At 67.9% G+C, this 16,807-nt stretch carries 11 protein-coding genes; 6 read left to right on the top strand and 5 right to left on the bottom strand.

What is annotated here, in order from left to right; genetic code table 11:
* The coding region (locus WAZ62_RS13230; RefSeq protein ID WP_422644006.1) for an AMP-binding enzyme at positions 1 to 593 on the top strand (593 nt) is incomplete at its 5' end.
* Positions 594 to 673: 80 nt separating this feature from the next.
* On the opposite strand, the gene WAZ62_RS13225 is transcribed toward WAZ62_RS13230, so the two are convergent.
* The gene (locus tag WAZ62_RS13225; RefSeq protein WP_422644005.1) at positions 674 to 1,039 is read right to left on the bottom strand and encodes an endonuclease domain-containing protein; all 366 of its coding nucleotides are present in this window, start codon (positions 1,037 to 1,039) and stop codon (positions 674 to 676) included.
* Between the two features lie 105 nt (positions 1,040 to 1,144).
* Positions 1,145 to 1,624, bottom strand: a complete 480-nt coding sequence (locus tag WAZ62_RS13220) for a thermonuclease family protein (RefSeq protein ID WP_422644004.1) — start codon at positions 1,622 to 1,624, stop codon at positions 1,145 to 1,147.
* 116 nt (positions 1,625 to 1,740) lie between these two features.
* Between WAZ62_RS13220 and purH the strand changes: the two genes are divergently transcribed.
* The gene (gene purH / locus WAZ62_RS13215; RefSeq protein ID WP_422644003.1) at positions 1,741 to 3,315 is read left to right on the top strand and encodes a bifunctional phosphoribosylaminoimidazolecarboxamide formyltransferase/IMP cyclohydrolase; all 1,575 of its coding nucleotides are present in this window, start codon (positions 1,741 to 1,743) and stop codon (positions 3,313 to 3,315) included.
* A 201-nt stretch (positions 3,316 to 3,516) separates the two neighbouring features.
* Here purH and WAZ62_RS13210 read toward each other — a convergent pair whose 3' ends face one another.
* A complete protein-coding gene (locus WAZ62_RS13210) occupies positions 3,517 to 4,872 on the bottom strand; it encodes an MFS transporter (protein ID WP_422644007.1) in 1,356 nt (451 codons plus the stop codon).
* Complete coding sequence (locus WAZ62_RS13205; protein ID WP_422644002.1) at positions 4,869 to 9,635, bottom strand: NAD-glutamate dehydrogenase; 4,767 nt, start codon at positions 9,633 to 9,635, stop codon at positions 4,869 to 4,871. The genes WAZ62_RS13210 and WAZ62_RS13205 overlap by 4 nt, the downstream gene beginning before the upstream one ends.
* A 463-nt stretch (positions 9,636 to 10,098) precedes the next feature.
* Here WAZ62_RS13205 and WAZ62_RS13200 point away from each other — a divergent pair, with 463 nt between their 5' ends.
* Both WAZ62_RS13200 and WAZ62_RS13195 read left to right on the top strand, forming a co-directional pair.
* Complete coding sequence (locus tag WAZ62_RS13200) at positions 10,099 to 10,482, top strand: helix-turn-helix domain-containing protein (protein ID WP_422644001.1); 384 nt, start codon at positions 10,099 to 10,101, stop codon at positions 10,480 to 10,482.
* Between the two features lie 225 nt (positions 10,483 to 10,707).
* Entirely contained in the window at positions 10,708 to 12,087 is a 1,380-nt protein-coding gene (locus tag WAZ62_RS13195; RefSeq protein ID WP_422644000.1) for an aspartate aminotransferase family protein, read from the top strand.
* 12 nt (positions 12,088 to 12,099) lie between these two features.
* Here the strand turns inward: WAZ62_RS13195 and WAZ62_RS13190 are convergent, their stop codons facing one another.
* Positions 12,100 to 13,401 carry an LLM class flavin-dependent oxidoreductase gene (locus WAZ62_RS13190; protein ID WP_422643999.1) on the bottom strand — a complete coding sequence of 434 codons (1,302 nt, stop codon included), beginning with the start codon at positions 13,399 to 13,401 and terminating at the stop codon, positions 12,100 to 12,102.
* A 234-nt stretch (positions 13,402 to 13,635) separates the two neighbouring features.
* On the opposite strand from WAZ62_RS13190, the gene WAZ62_RS13185 reads away from it, so the two are divergent.
* Entirely contained in the window at positions 13,636 to 14,865 is a 1,230-nt protein-coding gene (locus tag WAZ62_RS13185) for an NADH:flavin oxidoreductase (RefSeq protein ID WP_422643998.1), read from the top strand.
* Positions 14,866 to 15,104: 239 nt separating this feature from the next.
* Positions 15,105 to 16,807: hydantoinase/oxoprolinase family protein (locus WAZ62_RS13180; RefSeq protein WP_422643997.1), on the top strand; the 1,703-nt coding region annotated here is incomplete at its 3' end.

Raw genomic sequence — 16,807 nt, 5'->3', positions numbered from 1 at the left:
ACGGCAAGGTGCTGGAAGGCGCGACCGAGGGCAATCTCTGCATCGCCGACAGCTGGCCCGGCCAGATGCGCACGGTCTACGGCGATCACGAGCGCTTCGTGCAGACCTATTTCTCGACCTACCCGGGGAAATATTTCACCGGCGACGGCTGCCGCCGCGACGAGGATGGTTACTACTGGATCACCGGTCGGGTCGACGACGTGATCAATGTCTCGGGCCACCGCATGGGCACCGCCGAGGTGGAATCCGCCCTCGTCGCCCACGCCAAGGTCGCCGAGGCCGCTGTCGTGGGCTACCCGCACGACCTCAAGGGCCAGGGCATCTATGCCTATGTCACGCTCAACGCCGGCGAGGAGCCGTCCGACGCCCTGAAGAAAGAACTGGTCGCTTGGGTCCGCCGCGAGATCGGCCCGATCGCCAGCCCCGACCTGATCCAGTTCGCCCCCGGCCTGCCCAAGACCCGCTCGGGCAAGATCATGCGCCGCATCCTGCGCAAGATCGCCGAGAACGAGTTCGGCTCCCTCGGCGATACCTCGACCCTCGCCGATCCCTCCGTCGTCAACGACCTGATCGAGAACCGCCAGAACACTTAAGGCTCACCCACCTCACCCCCCGCCCTCTCCCCCCGCAAGCGGGCGGAGAGGGGGCCACATATCTTCTCCCCCTCCGCCCTTCAGGGGGGAGAGGGGTGAGGTGAGGTGGGTGAACACCGCCGCACTTCCAGCAATACCGCCTCGACGACACCGGCGGTATTACCCAGCACCTCGTGATTCCAGAACCGGATGACGCGCCACCCCGCCGCGGCAAGCGCCGCCGTGCGTCGATCATCCGAGGCATTCTCCGCGTGCTGACCGCCATCGAGTTCGATCACCAGGCGGATTTCCGGCAGGGCGAAGTCGGCGATATAGGGGCCGATGGGATGCTGACGGCGCAGGCGGCAGGGCAGGGGCGTCTGGCGCAACGCCGACCACAGGCGCTTTTCCGCCTCGGTCGCATCGCGCCTCAGCCGGCGGGCGAGCGGTGTGGCGTCGCGACCCACCTCACCCCCCGCCCTCTCCCCCCGCAAGCGGGCGGAGAGGGAGCCACATATCTTCTCCCTCTCCGCCCTTCAGGGGGGAGAGGGTCGGGGTGAGGTGGGTGGTTCTCACTCGCACCAGCCGGCCCGCGCCTTGCCGTCATAGGCGCGGGCGAGGCCGGCGGTGATCAGGCGGTCGGCCAGGGGTTTGCCGTCGGCGCCCGAGACCAGGGCGAGGACGCGCCCGCCGTATTTGTCGTAGGCGACATCGCGAAGGGTCACCGGCTGGCCCTCGACCAGCGACCGCAGCAAGTCGCGGGCGGCGGCGGCCTTGGCCTTTTCCGCGTCGCATTTGCCGCGCAGCTCCGGCGTGTCGATGCCCAGCAGCCGGACATGGGTCACGACATCCTGGCCGAGCCAGATCGCCACCCGCACCTCCAGCGTGTCGCCGTCGACGACCTGCAGGACCTCGGCGGAAAAGGGCCCGGGCATGGTCCCCGACAGTTTCGCCAGGGCCTGGCCGGGATGGGTCCACAGGGCGGCGGCCGCCACGGCAAGCCCGGCGGCCGCCACGATGATCAGGAGAATCGGCAACAGTCGGCGGGTCATGATGGCGAACAATAAGTGAACATCGGCCGCGCAGGCAAGCACCGCAGTGGCGGGACCGTGCATCGGGTGCTAAGACAAGCGCCAATTTCCATCACCCCAGCCATTCAGGGAAGATCATGATCGCCCGCGCGCTTCTTTCGGTCTCGGACAAGACCGGCCTCATTCCCTTCGCCCTCGCCCTTGCCGATCGCGGCGTCGAACTGCTGTCCACCGGCGGCACCGCGAAGACGCTGCGCGACGCCGGGCTCAAGGTCATCGAGGTCGCGGATTACACGGGTAGCCCGGAAATCCTCGACGGTCGGGTGAAGACCCTGCATCCCAAGGTCCATGGCGGCCTCCTTGGCCGGCGCGATGTCGCCGATCATGTCGAGCAGATGAACCTGCACGGCATCGGCAATATCGATCTCGTCGTCGTCAATCTCTACCCCTTCGAGGCGACGGTGGCGCGCGGCGCCGATTGGGACGAGACGATCGAGAATATCGATATCGGCGGCCCGGCCATGATCCGCTCCGCCGCCAAGAACCATGATCACGTCACCGTCGTCGTCGAGCCCGCGGACTATCAGGCCGTGCTCGACGATCTCGCGGCCCATGGCGGCGCCACCACCCTTGCCCTGCGGCGCAAGCTGGCGGCCCGGGCCTATGCCCGCACCGCATCCTATGATGCCGCGATTTCCGGATGGTTCGCCAGGCAGCTGGACGACACCTTCCCCGAACGCCTGACCCTGTCGGGCACGCGCGCTTCTTTGCTTCGCTATGGCGAGAACCCGCATCAGGCCGCCGCGCTCTATGTCACCGGCGAGAAGCGCCCGGGCGTCGCCACCGCGCGCCAGCTCCAGGGCAAGGAGTTGTCCTACAACAATCTGAACGACACGGACGCCGCCTTCGAGCTGGTCGCCGAATTCGATCCCAAGGATGGCCCCGCCGTCGTCATCGTGAAACACGCCAATCCCTGCGGCGTCGCCACCGGCGACAGCCTGCTGGAGGCCTGGGACAAGGCGCTGATGTGCGATCCGGTCTCGGCCTTCGGCGGCATCGTCGCGGTGAATTCCACCCTCGACAAGGAAACCGCCGAGGCGATTTCCAAGATCTTCACCGAAGTCATCGTCGCCCCCGACGCGGATGATGAAGCGATCGCCGTGCTCTCGGCCAAGAAGAACCTGCGCCTGCTGATCACCGGCGGCCTGCCCGACCCCAGGGCAACAGGCCTGACCGCCAAGACCCTGGCCGGCGCCCTTCTGGTCCAGACCCGCGACGCCATCGGCGCCGACGGCAGCCGCTTCGAAGTGAAGACCAAGCGCGCGCCGTCCGACCAGGAAGTGGCCGACATGGAATTCGCCGTCAAGGTCGCCAAGCACGTGAAGTCGAATACCATCGTCTTCGTGAAGAATGGCGCCACCGTCGGCATCGGCGCCGGCCAGATGAGCCGGGTCGACAGCGCCCGCATCGCCTTCCGCAAGGCGCAGGACGCCGCCCGCACCGCCGGCCTCGACGAGCCGCTGACCAAGGGCTCGGTCGCCGCCTCCGACGCCTTCTTCCCCTTCGCCGATGGTCTCGACGTCCTCGTCGAAGCCGGGGCGACGGCAGTGGCCCAGCCCGGCGGCTCCATCCGCGACGGCGAAGTGATCGCCGCCGCCGATGCCGCCGGCCTCGCCATGGTCTTCACCGGCGAGCGGCATTTCAGGCACTGACATATAGGCCCTCAGGCGCCGGGCGGCGGCATCCGCCGCCTTGGCTCGCTGATTTTTGTTGGGCCCTCAGGCGCCGGGCGGATCGCGTCCGCGATCCTTGGCTCGCTGCGCTGAAGCTCCGCGGGGCCTCAATGGCCCTTGAAGGCTGCAACTAACATCTCGTCACTCCGGCGAAGGCCGGAGTCTCGTCGGGGCGGCGCGCTATCGGGCGCTGTGGATCACCGGCTCCCGGACGCCCGAAAGCAGCCACAGGCCGATCAGCAGGAAGGGCACGACGACGGCGATGCCGAGGCGCTGATCCTGGGTGATCTCGGTCACGATGCCGATGAGAAACGGCGCGAGGAAGGCCGTCGCCTTGCCCGACAGGGCATAGAGCCCGAAGAATTCCGTCATCATCGACGGCGGCGCCAGCCGCGCCATCAGGCTGCGGCTCGACGCCTGCGCCGGGCCGAAGGGCAGGCCGAGCACCAGGGTCGAGGCGAGGAAGGCGAGTTCCGCCGGGCTCGCGAACAAGCCGCGGTCGGGCGCCGGCGGTGTCACCTCGATGAGGAAGAAAATCCGGTCCGCCCCGATCGACAGGATGCCGATCGTGCCGACGATGAGCAGGATCAGGGAAATCGTCACCGTCCGCTTCGAGCCGATCCGCGCCTCCAGCGCGCCGCCGAGGAAAGAGCCGAGCATGGCGAGGATGTTCAGGATGATGCCGAAGATACCGATGGTCAGCAGGTCCCAGCCGAAGGTGCTGCGGGCATAGATGCCGCCGAAGGCGAAGATCGCCAGCAGTGCGTCGCCATAGATCATGTGGGCGGCGAGGAAACGCATCTGGTTGCGGTAATGGCGCAGGCCCCGCAAGGTCCCGGCCAGTTGGGACAGGCCCTGACGGATCGCCGCGCCTCGGGGCAGGCCCTGATGCGGCTTGTCGGGCACGAAGAGAAACATCGGCAGGATGAAGATGGCGAGCCAGACCGCCGACAGGGGGCCGCTCAACCGCTCCGCCTCATGGGCGGCCTTGTCGAGGCCGAAGGCCGGCACCTCGGGCAAGACGAAGAGGCCGAGCACGAGGCCGAGCGAAATCAGCCCGCCGACATAGCCCACCCCCCAGCCGATCGCCGACAGCACCCCGACCCGATGCGCCGGCACCAGGTCGGGCAGCATCGCGTTGTTGAAGACGATGGCGAATTCGGCGCCGATGGTCGCCAGCGTGATCGCGACGAGGACGAGCAGCAGCGTGCCGCCCCCCGCCCCCGGCAGCGCCAGCCACAGGAGGGCACAGCCGGCGAAGGTGAGGAAGGCCAGCGCTGCGATCCAGGGTTTGCGCGGGCCGGCGGCATCTGCGATGGCGCCCAGCACCGGCGAGAGCAGGGCGATGGCGATGCCGGCGACGGTCTGGGTATAGCCCCACCAGGCCTGTCCGGTCACCGCGTCGGGGGCGACGGCGGCGACGAAATAGGGCGCGAAGATGAAGGTCGTGACCAGGGTGAAGAAGGGCTGAAACGCCCAGTCGAAGGTGGTCCAGGAGGCTTCGGCCAGGCGTTTCGACAAGATATTCCTCCTCAGACCGAGAACTGGCCGCGCAGATGGCGGCCGGCGAAGGTCAGTTTCGACAGGCTCGCGCCGCCCTCGGTCAATTCCGCGACCAGATGGCGGGTGCGGGCGATGCCAACGGCATTGGCGGTCAGCCAGCCCTCCAACCCGCCGGGCGACCGGGTGGCGGCGGCGGCCAGCAGGCGCTGCTGGCTGTAGAGATCGTCGACCAGCGAGGTCAGCGCCAGCCGGTCCCAGTGATCGCCGGGCTCGATCGCCGCCGCCGCCTCGCGCAGGGCGTCGAGGCCGATCTCGTCGCCGAGGCGGAAATAGGCCCGGCCCAGCAGGCCGACGTCGCCGCCATCCGTCGCCGCGACGATGTCGAGCGCACCGGCGAGGAAGGGCAGCGCGGCAATGGCCCCCGCGAGGTCCGCCGAAACACCAAGTCCGGTCAGTCCGTCCCGCGCCGAGGCCAGCCGCATCGCCGCCCGCTCGGGCAGCAACGAGGGCAGCGTGTCGGCGAGCTGGGCGACGCCGGGGCGGTAACGCCCGATCGCCACGCGGATCGCCATCGGCTGCACCTCGTTGTGCAGCAGCCACATGGTGGCCTGGCGGGTGACATCGCCGGTCGCCAGCAACATGCGGGTCTGGCTGGCCGCCGGCACCTGGCCGTCGAGGGCATCGATCGCCTCGGCCAGGGCCTGCAGACCGAAGATCGCGCGGGCGGTGACATAGGCCCGGGCGATGGTGCCGGTATCGAAGCCCGTCGCTTCCTCGATGCGGGAAACGAAGGTCGGCCCCGCCCAGTTGACGATGGCATTGGCGAGGCGCGTCGCCACGATCTCGCGCCGCAGGCGGTGGCGGGCGATCTCGGCCGGATAGCGCTGCTGGATCGGGGTCGGGAAATAGGCCGCCAGCTCGTCGTCGAGGAAATCATCCTCGGGCGCGTCACCCTCGAGCAGGCTGTCCTGCAGGCGCATCTTGGCATAGGCGAGCAGGACCGATATCTCCGGTCGGGTCAGGCCCTTGCGGGCGCGGAACCGCTCCGCCAGCACGCTGTCCGGCGGCAGGAATTCGACCTTGCGGTTCAGCCGCCCGTCCGCCTCCAGCATCCGCATCAGGCGCATCTGGTTTTCCAGCGCGTGATGGCCACGCGCCTCGACCATGCTGATCGCCTGGGTCTGCAGATAATTGTCGGCGAGGACGAGAGAGCCGACCTCGTCGGTCATCTCGCGCAGGAGGGCGTCGCGCTGCTTGCGGGTCAGATCGCCCTCGGCCATCACGCCGTTCAGCAGGATCTTGATGTTCACCTCGTGGTCGGAGCAATCGACCCCGGCGGAATTGTCGATGGCGTCGGTATTGATGCGCCCGCCCGCCAGGGCGTATTCGATCCGGCCGCGCTGGGTGCAGCCCAGGTTCGCCCCCTCGCCGACCACGCGGGCGCGGATCGTTCCGGCGTCGACGCGGACGGCGTCATTGGCCTTGTCGCCGGCATCCGCCTGGCTCTCGGCCGCCGCCTTCACATAGGTGCCGATGCCGCCGAACCACAGAAGATCCACGGGCGCGCGCAGGATCGCCTGGATCAGCTCGGCCGGGGTCAGGCTTTCCGCCTCGATCCCGAGACGGGCGCGGACCTGGGGCGACAGGGGCACGGCTTTCAGCGTGCGCGGGAAGACGCCGCCGCCGGCCGAGATCGCCTCGCGGTCGAAATCGTCCCACGACGAGCGGGCCAGGGCGAACAGGCGCCGCCGCTCCGCGAAACTGGCGGCACAATCGGGATCGGGGTCGAGGAAGATGTGGCGGTGATCGAAGGCGGCGACGAGGCGGATCTTCTCCGACAGGATCATGCCGTTGCCGAAGACATCGCCCGACATGTCGCCGACACCGGCGACGGTGAAGTCCTGGCTTTGCGTGTCGTGGCCCATTTCGCGGAAATGGCGCTTCACCGCTTCCCAGCCGCCGCGCGCGGTAATGCCCATGGCCTTGTGGTCATAGCCGGCCGAACCCCCGGAGGCGAAGGCATCGCCCAGCCAGAAGCCGCGGGATTCGGCGATTTCATTGGCGATATCCGAGAAGGTCGCGGTGCCCTTGTCGGCGGCGACCACCAGATAGGGATCGTCCCGGTCGTAGCGAATAGTGCGGGCCGGCGCGACCACCACCCCGCCCCTGATGTTGTCGGTCAGGTCGAGGAGGCCGCCGATGAAGATGCGATAGCATTCGATCGCCTCGGCCTGCTGGGCGTCGCGGGTCGCGCCGACCGGCATGTGCTTCGGATAGAAGCCGCCCTTCGAGCCGGTGGGCACGATGACCGCGTTCTTCACCATCTGCGCCTTCACGAGGCCGAGGATCTCGGTCCTGAAATCCTCGCGCCGGTCGGACCAGCGGATGCCGCCCCGGGCGACCTTGCCGCCGCGCAGATGAACGCCCTCGACCCGGGGACTGAAGACCCAGATCTCGACCAGCGGCCGGGGCAGCGGCAGGCCTTCGACCTTGGGGCTGTCCAGCTTGATGGCGAGGCAGGGTCGATGGCCGCCATCGTCGCCGCGCTGGTACAGGTTGGTGCGCAGCGAGGCGTCGACGATATTGAGGAAGCGGCGCAGGATGCGGTCCTCGTCGAGGCTCTCCACCGCGTCGAGGGCGACGAGGATGGTCGCCCGCGCCGCCGCGCAGGCCAGCGGCCGGTCGCCCTCGCAGGCCGGGTCATGGCGGAGGTGAAACAGGCCGACGAGGTCGCGGGCGATCCCGGGCCAGCGCGCCAGCGTCTCCTCCATGTAGTCCTGACTATAGGCGACGCCGATCTGGCGCAGGTATTTGGCGATCGCCCGCAGCACCATGACGTCCCGCGCCGGCATGGCCGCCAGCACGACCAGCCGGTTGAAGCGGTCGTCCTCCATATGGCCGGACCACAGCAGGGCGAAGGCCTCCTCGATCAGCGGCCCCAGCGTATCGAGGGCGAGCCGACGCCCCTGCGGATCGATCAGGCGGAAATCATGCAGCCAGACCATGGGGCCATCGGCGCAGTGAAGGGCATGGGGCACTTCCTCCATGACCTTGAGGCCCATGTGCTCGATCAGCGGCAGACAGTCCGACAGGGGCAGCGGCTGGCCGAGGCGATAGAGCTTGAAGCGCAGCGAGGATTCCTCGTCCTCCAGCCGGCGGTAGAGCGCCTGGGTGACCGCGCCGACGACGCCCGCCGCGACCAGCGGCTCGGCCTTGGCGATTTCGGCCAGCGCGGCGTCGGGCGTGTGGCTTTCGCGGTAGCTGGCGGGGAAGGCCGACAGCCAGCGCCGTGCCAGCTTCAATCCCTTGTCCTCGCCCTCGGCCGCGATCAGGGCCTCGCGCAGGCGGTCGGTCCAGCCGCGCGCGGCGAGGGCGATTTCCGCCTGCAGCGCCGCAGGATCGAGGGCGGCCAGCCCGTCCGCCGTCGCCCGCACGATCAGATGGACCCGGGCGAGGGCGGTATGGCCGACGAGACTGGTGCGCGAAATGACTTCGCCGCCGGCCGCCCGGCACAGGATCACTTCGACGCACTGGCGCAGGGCCGTGTCGAACTGGTCGCGCGGCAGATAGACGAGGGCGGAAATCCAGCGCGAAAAGGCATCGACGCGCAGGAACAGGCCGGTATGCGGCCGCTCCTCCAGCCGCAGGATGCCGAGGGCGATCTGGGCCAGCTCCGCCTCGTCGATCTGGAACAGCTCGTCGCGCGGATAGGTCTCGAGCGTGTTCAGCAGGGCCTTGCCGTCATGGCTGTTCGGCGCGAAGCCCGCCCGGGTCAGCACCCGCGCCACCTTATCCCGCAGCAGGGGAATGTCGCGCGGCCGCAGCTGATAGGCGGTCGAGGCGAAGAGGCCGTAGAAGCGCCGCTCCCCGACCGGCTTTCCTTCGGCGTCGAAGCGCTTCACGCCGACGAAATCCATGATGCCGCGCCGGTGCACCGTGGATTCGAGATTGGATTTGGTGACGATCAGGGCGGTGTCGCTGTCCCGCAGGTGATGCACACCGGCGTCGCCGTCCCGGCCCATGGCATGGATGCCGGCATCGCGCAGCAGGCCAAGGCCGGCGGCCTGCACCAGTTCCCCGTCGCGCAGGACGTAGTCGCGGGCGCCCAGGAGGACGAAATTCTCGTCTCGCATCCAGCGCAGGAAGGCGACCTGTTCGGGCTTGCGATCGTCCGTGCCCGGCGCGGCGGCCAGCGCCTCCGCCGTCTCCTCGAGGAGGGTCAGCATGGCGCGCCAGTCCTCGACCGCCGCCCGCACGTCCGACAGGATATGGTCGAGGCGGCCGGCGAGGGCGGCCCGGGAATCCGCGTCGCCGTCCTCGTCGATCTCGATATGAATGAGGGATTCGGCGATGGCCCCGGGGCTTTCGGGGGCGCAGAGCGCCAGGCGCTTTCCGCCCTCGTCCCGCGTCACGGTCAGGATCGGATGGGCGATCAGATGCACGCCCCGGCCCTCGCGCGCCAGGGCGGCGGTGATGGAATCGACCAGGAACGGCATGTCGTCGGTGACGGTCTCGACCACCGTGTGCGGGCTGTACCAGCCGTGGGCGTCGAGCCGGGGATTGAAGACCCGTACCCGGTTGCCGCCCTTGCCGCGTTCGGCGGCGAAGCGCCAGTGGCCGAGGGCGGCGCCGAACAGCGCTTCCGGCGAGCGGGCCAGGAGGTCCTCGGTGCCGAGATGCTCGAAATAGCGGGCGACCACTTCCGCCGCCTCGCCCGAGCCGAGCCGGGCGCGGGCCTCGGCGGTGATTGCCTCGATCTGGTCGCGCCGCGCTTGCGCCGCCTTGTTCTCGACCATGGACCTTCTCCTCGCGTGTCGCGGATCGAGGCGAGCCTAGCCGAGGCTGGCGACAGGACCAAGGCGGGTCAGCGACATTCCGTCGCTCCGGTCCCGGAACATGGCCCCATCATGCGACAGATTGACGCATGTGGTGCCGATCGCCGGCCCACAACCATCGCGAATTGCCGTTATGTGAAGTAAATGCTCGGAAAAACGGGAAGGCGTTAGGAATGTGTTTGCCCTTTACGCCGGGGCACTGTGAAACTTGGGGCCTGCACGCAACGTTTGGTAGTGGTATAAGACGATAAATGCCATCCCTTGGAAATTCGCCGTCTCCGGGCATGGTGGGTCAGCACAACCGCCCATTGGCAATATTACAATGCTATGATAGCAAATGATCCGGGGGGCGCATTTCTAAGTAAATCTGGCCGCCTTCTTGAATTCTGAAATGTCGCGCGGCCAAGCGCCAAGGAGAATACTGATGCCGACCAAGGCAAATCCGGTTGATGTCCATGTCGGGGCGAGGGTCAAACTCCGTCGCCAGCTCCTGGGTTTCAGCCAGACGGAACTCGGCAATGCCCTGGAGTTGACCTTCCAGCAGGTCCAGAAATACGAAAAGGGCACCAACAGGATTTCCGCCTCCAAGCTGCACAAGATGGCGGAAGTTCTCGATGTGCCGATTTCCTTTTTCTTCGACGGTGTCGAAGGCACCAGGAGCGAGAGCGAGTCCGGCGATCTCGACCTCATGTCGCGCGCCGAGACCATCAGCCTCGTCCGGGCCTATTACCTGATCGAGGATGAAGCGGTACGGCGCAAGGTGATCGAGCTGCTGCGCACGCTGGGCAAGGATTCTTCCGACGCCTGAAGGCGGTTCTCATCGCGGTTCAGAAGCCCGCCCCCTTACCCGGGGCGGGCTTTTTCATTATAGTCCGACGCCATGATCGACAACGGCCGCACGCTTCCTCCGACGATCACGCGCAAGCGCGTGATGCTGATCCATTGCGCGCGCATCGGCTACAACCCCTAGGTCTGGCCGCGTTACCTCCTTCGTCTCTTTCCTGTATCGTTTCATCCGACGAGGCCGATCGCCATGACCGCCACTCCCGTTCGCAATTCGACCAAGGCCCTGCAGGCCGCCGATGCCCGCCACCACCTGCATCCCTTCACCGACCATGCCGGTCTCGCCGCCAAGGGCGCGCGCGTCATCACAAGGGCGGAAGGCGTCCGTCTGTGGGATTCCGAAGGCCACGGCATGATCGACGGCATGTCGGGCCTGTGGTGCGTCAATGTCGGCTACGGCCGGGCCGAGCTGGCCGAGGTCGCCAAGCAGCAGCTGCTCGAACTGCCCTATTACAACACCTTCTTCCAGACCACCCACCCGCCGGTGGTCGCCCTGTCCGAGAAGCTGGCCTCGATCGCGCCCCCGGGCATGGATCTCGTCACCTACGCCGGCTCGGGTTCGGAAGCGAACGACACCATCGCCAAGCTCGTCCGCTACTTCTGGAACCTGCACGGCAAGCCGCGCAAGAAGACCATCATCAGCCGCAATTACGCCTATCACGGCGTGACCATGCAGGCGGCGTCCATGTCGGGCCTGACCGCCATGCACCCACAGTTCGACCTGCCGCTGCCCGGCGTCGTCCACGTCGAGGCGCCCTATTGGTACGCCCATGGCGGCGACCTCAGCCCGGACGAATTCGGCCTGAAGGCGGCCCGCGCGGTCGAGAAGAAGATCCTCGAACTCGGACCGGAAAACGTCGGCGCCTTCATCGGCGAGCCGATCCAGGGCGCCGGCGGCGTGATCATTCCGCCCGCCACCTATTGGCCCGAGATCATGCGCATCTGTCGCCAGTATGATGTGCTGGTGATCGCCGACGAAGTGATCTGCGGCTTCGGCCGGACCGGCAAATGGTTCGGCAGCCAGACCTTCGGCATCCAGCCCGATTTCATGACCATGGCCAAGGGCCTGACCTCGGGCTACATCCCGATGGCCGGCATCATGATGGGCGGCCGCGTCGCCGAGACCTTCCGTACCGCGGGCGAGGAAATCGTCCATGGCTTCACCTATTCCGGCCATCCGGTCGCTGCGGCGGTTGCCCTCCGTAACCTCGAGATCATGGAAGAGGAAGGCCTGATCGAAGCCGCCGGCGGCGAGATCGGCGATTATTTCCAGGCAAGTCTGCGCAGCGCGCTCGGCGATCACCGGCTGGTCGGCGAAGTGCGCGGCGTCGGCATGATCGCGGCGATGGAACTGGTCGAGCACAAGCCGAGCCATTCCTACTTCGATCCGAAGCGCGGCGTCGGCACCCAGTGCCGCAACCATTGCTTCGCCAACGGCCTCGTCATGCGGGCTTGTCGCGACGTGATGGTGCTCGCCCCGCCGCTGTCGATCACCAAGCCCGAGATCGACGAACTGGTCGGCCTCGCCGCCGACTGCATCGAGCGGACGGCGGTCGATCTCGGCCGCTAGGCCTTCCGGGGCTCACCCGGCCGGCGCTGCGAAGAAGCGGTTCGCCGGCCGGGGCAGGCCCAGGTTTTCGCGCAAAGTCCGCCCCTCGTATTCGGTGCGGAACAGGCCGCGGCGCTGCAATTCCGGCACGACCTGGTCGACGAATTCGTCGAGCCCGCCGGGCAGCCAGGGGAACATGATGTTGAAACCGTCGCTCCCCTCCGTTTCCAGCCATTCCTCCATCTCGTCGGCGATCGTCTGCGCCGTGCCGACGAAGGACAGGCCGGCATAGCCGCCGAGGCGCTGGGCGAGCTGGCGCACGCTCAAGCCCTCGCGCTCGGCGAGTTCGATCACCCGCTCCCGGCTGCTCTTGCTGTCGTTGGTCTCGGGGATCGGCGGCAGCGGCCCGTCCGGATCGAAGCCCGAGGCGTCATGGCCGAGCGCGACCGAGAGCGAGGCGATGGCACTTTCATAATGGACGAGACTGTCGAGCTTCAGGCGCCTCTGCTTCGCCGCCTCGACCGTGTCGCCGATGACGACGAAGGCGGCCGGGAGGATCTTCAGGTGATCGCGCGGGCGCCCCAAGCGATCCATCCGGCCCTTCACATCGGCATAGAAGCCGCGCGCCCCGGCGAGCGTGGAGGGGGCGGCGAAGACCAGCTCCGCCGTCTCGGCCGCGAGCTGGCGCCCGGGCTCGGAAGCGCCCGCCTGCACGATCACCGGCCAGCCCTGCACCGGCCGCGCGATATGCAGCGGCCCCCGCACCGAGAGATATTCGCCCTTGTGGTTCAGCCGGTGCATCCGTTCGGGATCGAAGAAGATGCCGCTGTCTGCGTCGCGGATGAAGGCATCGTCGGCGAAACTGTCCCACAGGCCGGTGACGACATCGTAGAACTCGCGCGCCCGGCGATAGCGGTCGCCATGCTCCATATGGCTGTCGCGGCCGAAGTTCAGCGCCGCGTCGGGGTTGGAGGTGGTGACGATGTTCCAGCCCGCCCGCCCCTCGCTGATGTGATCGAGCGAGGCGAAGCGCCGCGCGATGTGGAACGGCTCGTCGAAAGTGGTCGAGGCGGTGGCGATCAGCCCGATCCGCTCGGTCACCATGGCGAGGGCGGACAGCAGGGTGAAAGGCTCGAAGGAGGTGACCGTGTGGCTGCGCCGCAAGGCCTCGATCGGCATGTTGAGGACGGCGAGGTGATCGGCCATGAAAAAGGCGTCGAACTTGCCCGCCTCGAGCTTCTGGATAGAGCGGGTGAGGTGGCGCAGGTTGAAATTGGCGTCCGCCTGGGCGCCGGGCCAGCGCCAGGCGCCGGTATGGATGCTGACGGGCCGCATGAAGGCCCCCAATCGAAGCTGCCGGCGGCTGGTCATCGCCATACTCCATACGCATCGCGTAATTCTTGTTTCACCCTGTAATCGGAATGGTAAATGCCCCGGCCGGGACCGACCAGCCGCGCCGCTCGCGGGGGTGCATTGCGCGTCGACGATACATGCCCCGCCTAATCCCTTTGGAGGTGGGCGGCCATCGCCGCCGCGCCTAGCCTGCCGGAAAACGGGGAGGGGGCGATCATGACCACAGGGGCGGACAAGGCATTCGAAGGCTGGACTCTCGGCCCCTTGCGCCTGCGCAACCGCTTTATCAAATCCGGCGCGAACGAGGGCATGTATCGCGGCAGCCTGCCGACCCGGGCTCTCGTCAATCACCACCGCCAGATCGCCGCCGGTGGCGTCGCCCTGACCACCATGGCCTATGCCGCGATCGAGCGGGACGGCCGCACCTTCGAGGATCAGCTGTGGCTGCGGCCGGAAGCGGTCGGCCCCTTGCGCGTGCTGACCGATGCCGTGCACCGGGAAGGCGCCGCGGCCTCGGCCCAGATCACCCATGGCGGCGCCTTCGGTTTCGTGAAGCCATCGGACGGCCGACGGCCGGCCAGCGCCTCCGCCGGGTTTAATCCTTCGGGCGCGCTGCATGGCATGATGCTGAAACGCGCCCTGACCCCGGCCGAACTGGACCTGCTCGCCGATCGTTTCGCCGCCGCCGCCGTCACTGCCCGGGAGGCTGGTTTCGACGCGGTCGAGATTCACATGGGCCATGGCTATCTGCTCAGCCAGTTCCTGTCGCCCGGCGAGAACAAAAGGCGCGACGACTTCGGCGGCTCGGTCGAGGGGCGCGCCCGCTTCCCCCGCATGGTGCTGCGCCGGGTGCTCGACGCGGTCGGGCGCGACATGGCCGTCCTGTGCAAGATCGGCGTTCACGAAGGCTATCGCGGCGGTGCCGGGGCCGGTCAGGCCGCCGAACTCGCCCGCCTGCTCGAAGCCGAGGGCGCCCACATGCTCGTGCTCTCTGCCGGCATGAATGTGCAATCGCCCTGGTGGATCTTCGGCTCGAAAATGCCGATCGCCGAGATGAAACAGGCCGAGCCGTCGTTCATCGCCAGGCGGGCCCTCGACATGCTGGCCCTGATGCAGCCGCGTCGCCTAGAGTTCCACGAGCTGTATTTGCGCGAATTCTCCCGCCAGGTGCGGGCGGCGGTCTCGATGCCGCTCGGCTATCTCGGCGGGGTGAAATCCATCGGCAATGTCGCGGACGTGCTGGCCGATGGCTTCGACGCCATCGTGCTGGGCCGGGCGCTGCTGCATGACCCCGATCTGGTCGAGGCTTTCCGCGACGGACGACTGACCGCATCGGGCTGCACCTCGTGTAATCAGTGTGTTGCCACGATGCACGGCCCCTCGGGGAGCCACTGCGTGCTGCTGCCGGCGCCCGACCCCCGGGAAAACGCCATCATCGCCCGCTGACCCATGGGGGTGGGGGAGCCGCCCCCCTGCGGTCCCCCTATTCCCCTCCCCCCAGACGGGGGGATATGGACCGGGGCACCCCGCCCAGAATAGACCCAACGAAAACGAGGAAACGTCAGGTTGAGCAATGCGACCCCCGTCCGGGGCCGGCCGAAAGGCGCCGGTGCCGGGCGACGGCGAAGCCTTGCCCGGCACCGGGGTGACACCCGCTGGCGCTTCCCCCAATGGCGGGAGAGGGCATGGGTCTGCTCATCAATATCGACAACGGCGGCACGCTGACGGATATCTGCGTGATCGACGGGGCGAAGGTCCACCACACCAAGACCATCACCACGCCCTATGACTTGTCGAAATGCTTCTTCGAGGGTCTGAAGAAAGCCTCCGTCGCCGTCTATGGCGAGGAAAGGCTGCTCGACCTCCTGGTCGCCACCGATCACATCCGTTACTCGACGACCCAGGGCACCAACGCCATCGTCGAGAAGAAGGGTCCCCGCCTCGGCCTGATCCATTCCGCTGGCGACGATATCACCGGCCTGTCCGCCTCGGCCGACGCCAAGGCGATGTTCGACGTTCTCGTCGGCGACCGGGTGCAGGCGATCGACCTCGCCCTGACCGGCGACGCCTTCGACGGCGCCCTGGTTTCGGCGATCAACGCCCTGACCAACAATGGCGCCAACCGCATCGTCATCAGCCTCGGCGGCGACGATTACCGGGCGGGCGAGAAGCGGCTGAAACAGGCGATCCTGCGCAAGTTCCCGCGCCATCTGCTGGGCGTCGTGCCCGTGCTCTGCGCTTCGGAGCTGGTCGACGACGGCGATGCGGCGCGGCGCGGCTGGTCGGCGCTGATCAACGCCTTCCTGCATCCCGCCATGGAAGGCTTCCTCTATAACGCGGAGGCGATCCTGCGCGAATGGAAGCACCAAAACCCGCTGCTGATCTTCCGCAACGATGGTGACAGCGCCCGCGTCGCCCGCACCATCGCGGTCAAGACCTATGGCTCCGGCCCCCAGGGCGGCATGGAAGGCGCCCGGGCGCTGGCGGCGCATTACGGCTTCAAGCGTCTCCTGACCATGGATATCGGCGGCACCACGACCGATATCGGCCTCGTCGAGAACGGCGCCCCGCGGGCGCTGCGCCGGGGCGAGATCGAGAATATCGAAATCTCCTTCCCGCTCTCGGACATCGTCTCGGTCGGGGTCGGCGGCTCCTCCATCCTCAAGGTCGAGGATGGCGCGATCAAGGTCGGGCCGGAATCGGCCGGCGGGGCGCCGGGGCCGGCCTGCTTCGGCCTCGGCGGCACAAGGCCGACCATCACCGACGTCTTCCTGTTGTCCGGCCTCATCGATCCCGCGACCTATTTCGGCGGGGCCATGACCCTCGACCGGGCGCGGGCCGAGGCCGCGGTGCGCGGCGCCATCGCCGAGCCGCTCGGCCTCGATCTGCCGGCGGCGCTCGCCGCGGCGGAAAAGGCCTGGGTCGGCAAGATCGCCGACAGCCTGAAGGCTTTCACCACGATCGACGCCGACACGACGCTCGCCGCCTTCGGCGGGGCCGGGCCCTTCGTCGTCTCGGCGGTGGCCGAGGCGGCCGGGATCGGCCAGGTGATCATTCCGGGCCTCGCCGCCGTCTTCTCGGCCTTCGGCATCGGCTTTTCCGATATCGCGCAAGGTTACAGCCGCAATGTCGGCACGGGTTCGGCCGAAGCGCTGGAAGCGGCGGCGGCGGAACTGGTCGACCGGGCCAGGCGCGACATGTTCGCCGAAGGTTTCGACCTCGCCGATTGCCGCCTCGACTGGTCGCTGACCAGGGACAGCGCCGGCGCGGGCGAGGCCATCGCCTGGAGCCGGGGCGCCGCCTTGCCCGCCGTCCTCGCCGGGGCCAATGACATCGTGATCGAGCTGCGCGCGGTCCGCCCGATCAATCACGCCAGATTGGTGAACGG

Source organism: Zavarzinia sp. (assembly GCF_049306435.1).
GTDB lineage: Bacteria > Pseudomonadota > Alphaproteobacteria > Zavarziniales > Zavarziniaceae > Zavarzinia.
This window is presented reverse-complemented; position numbering and strand designations above follow the sequence as displayed.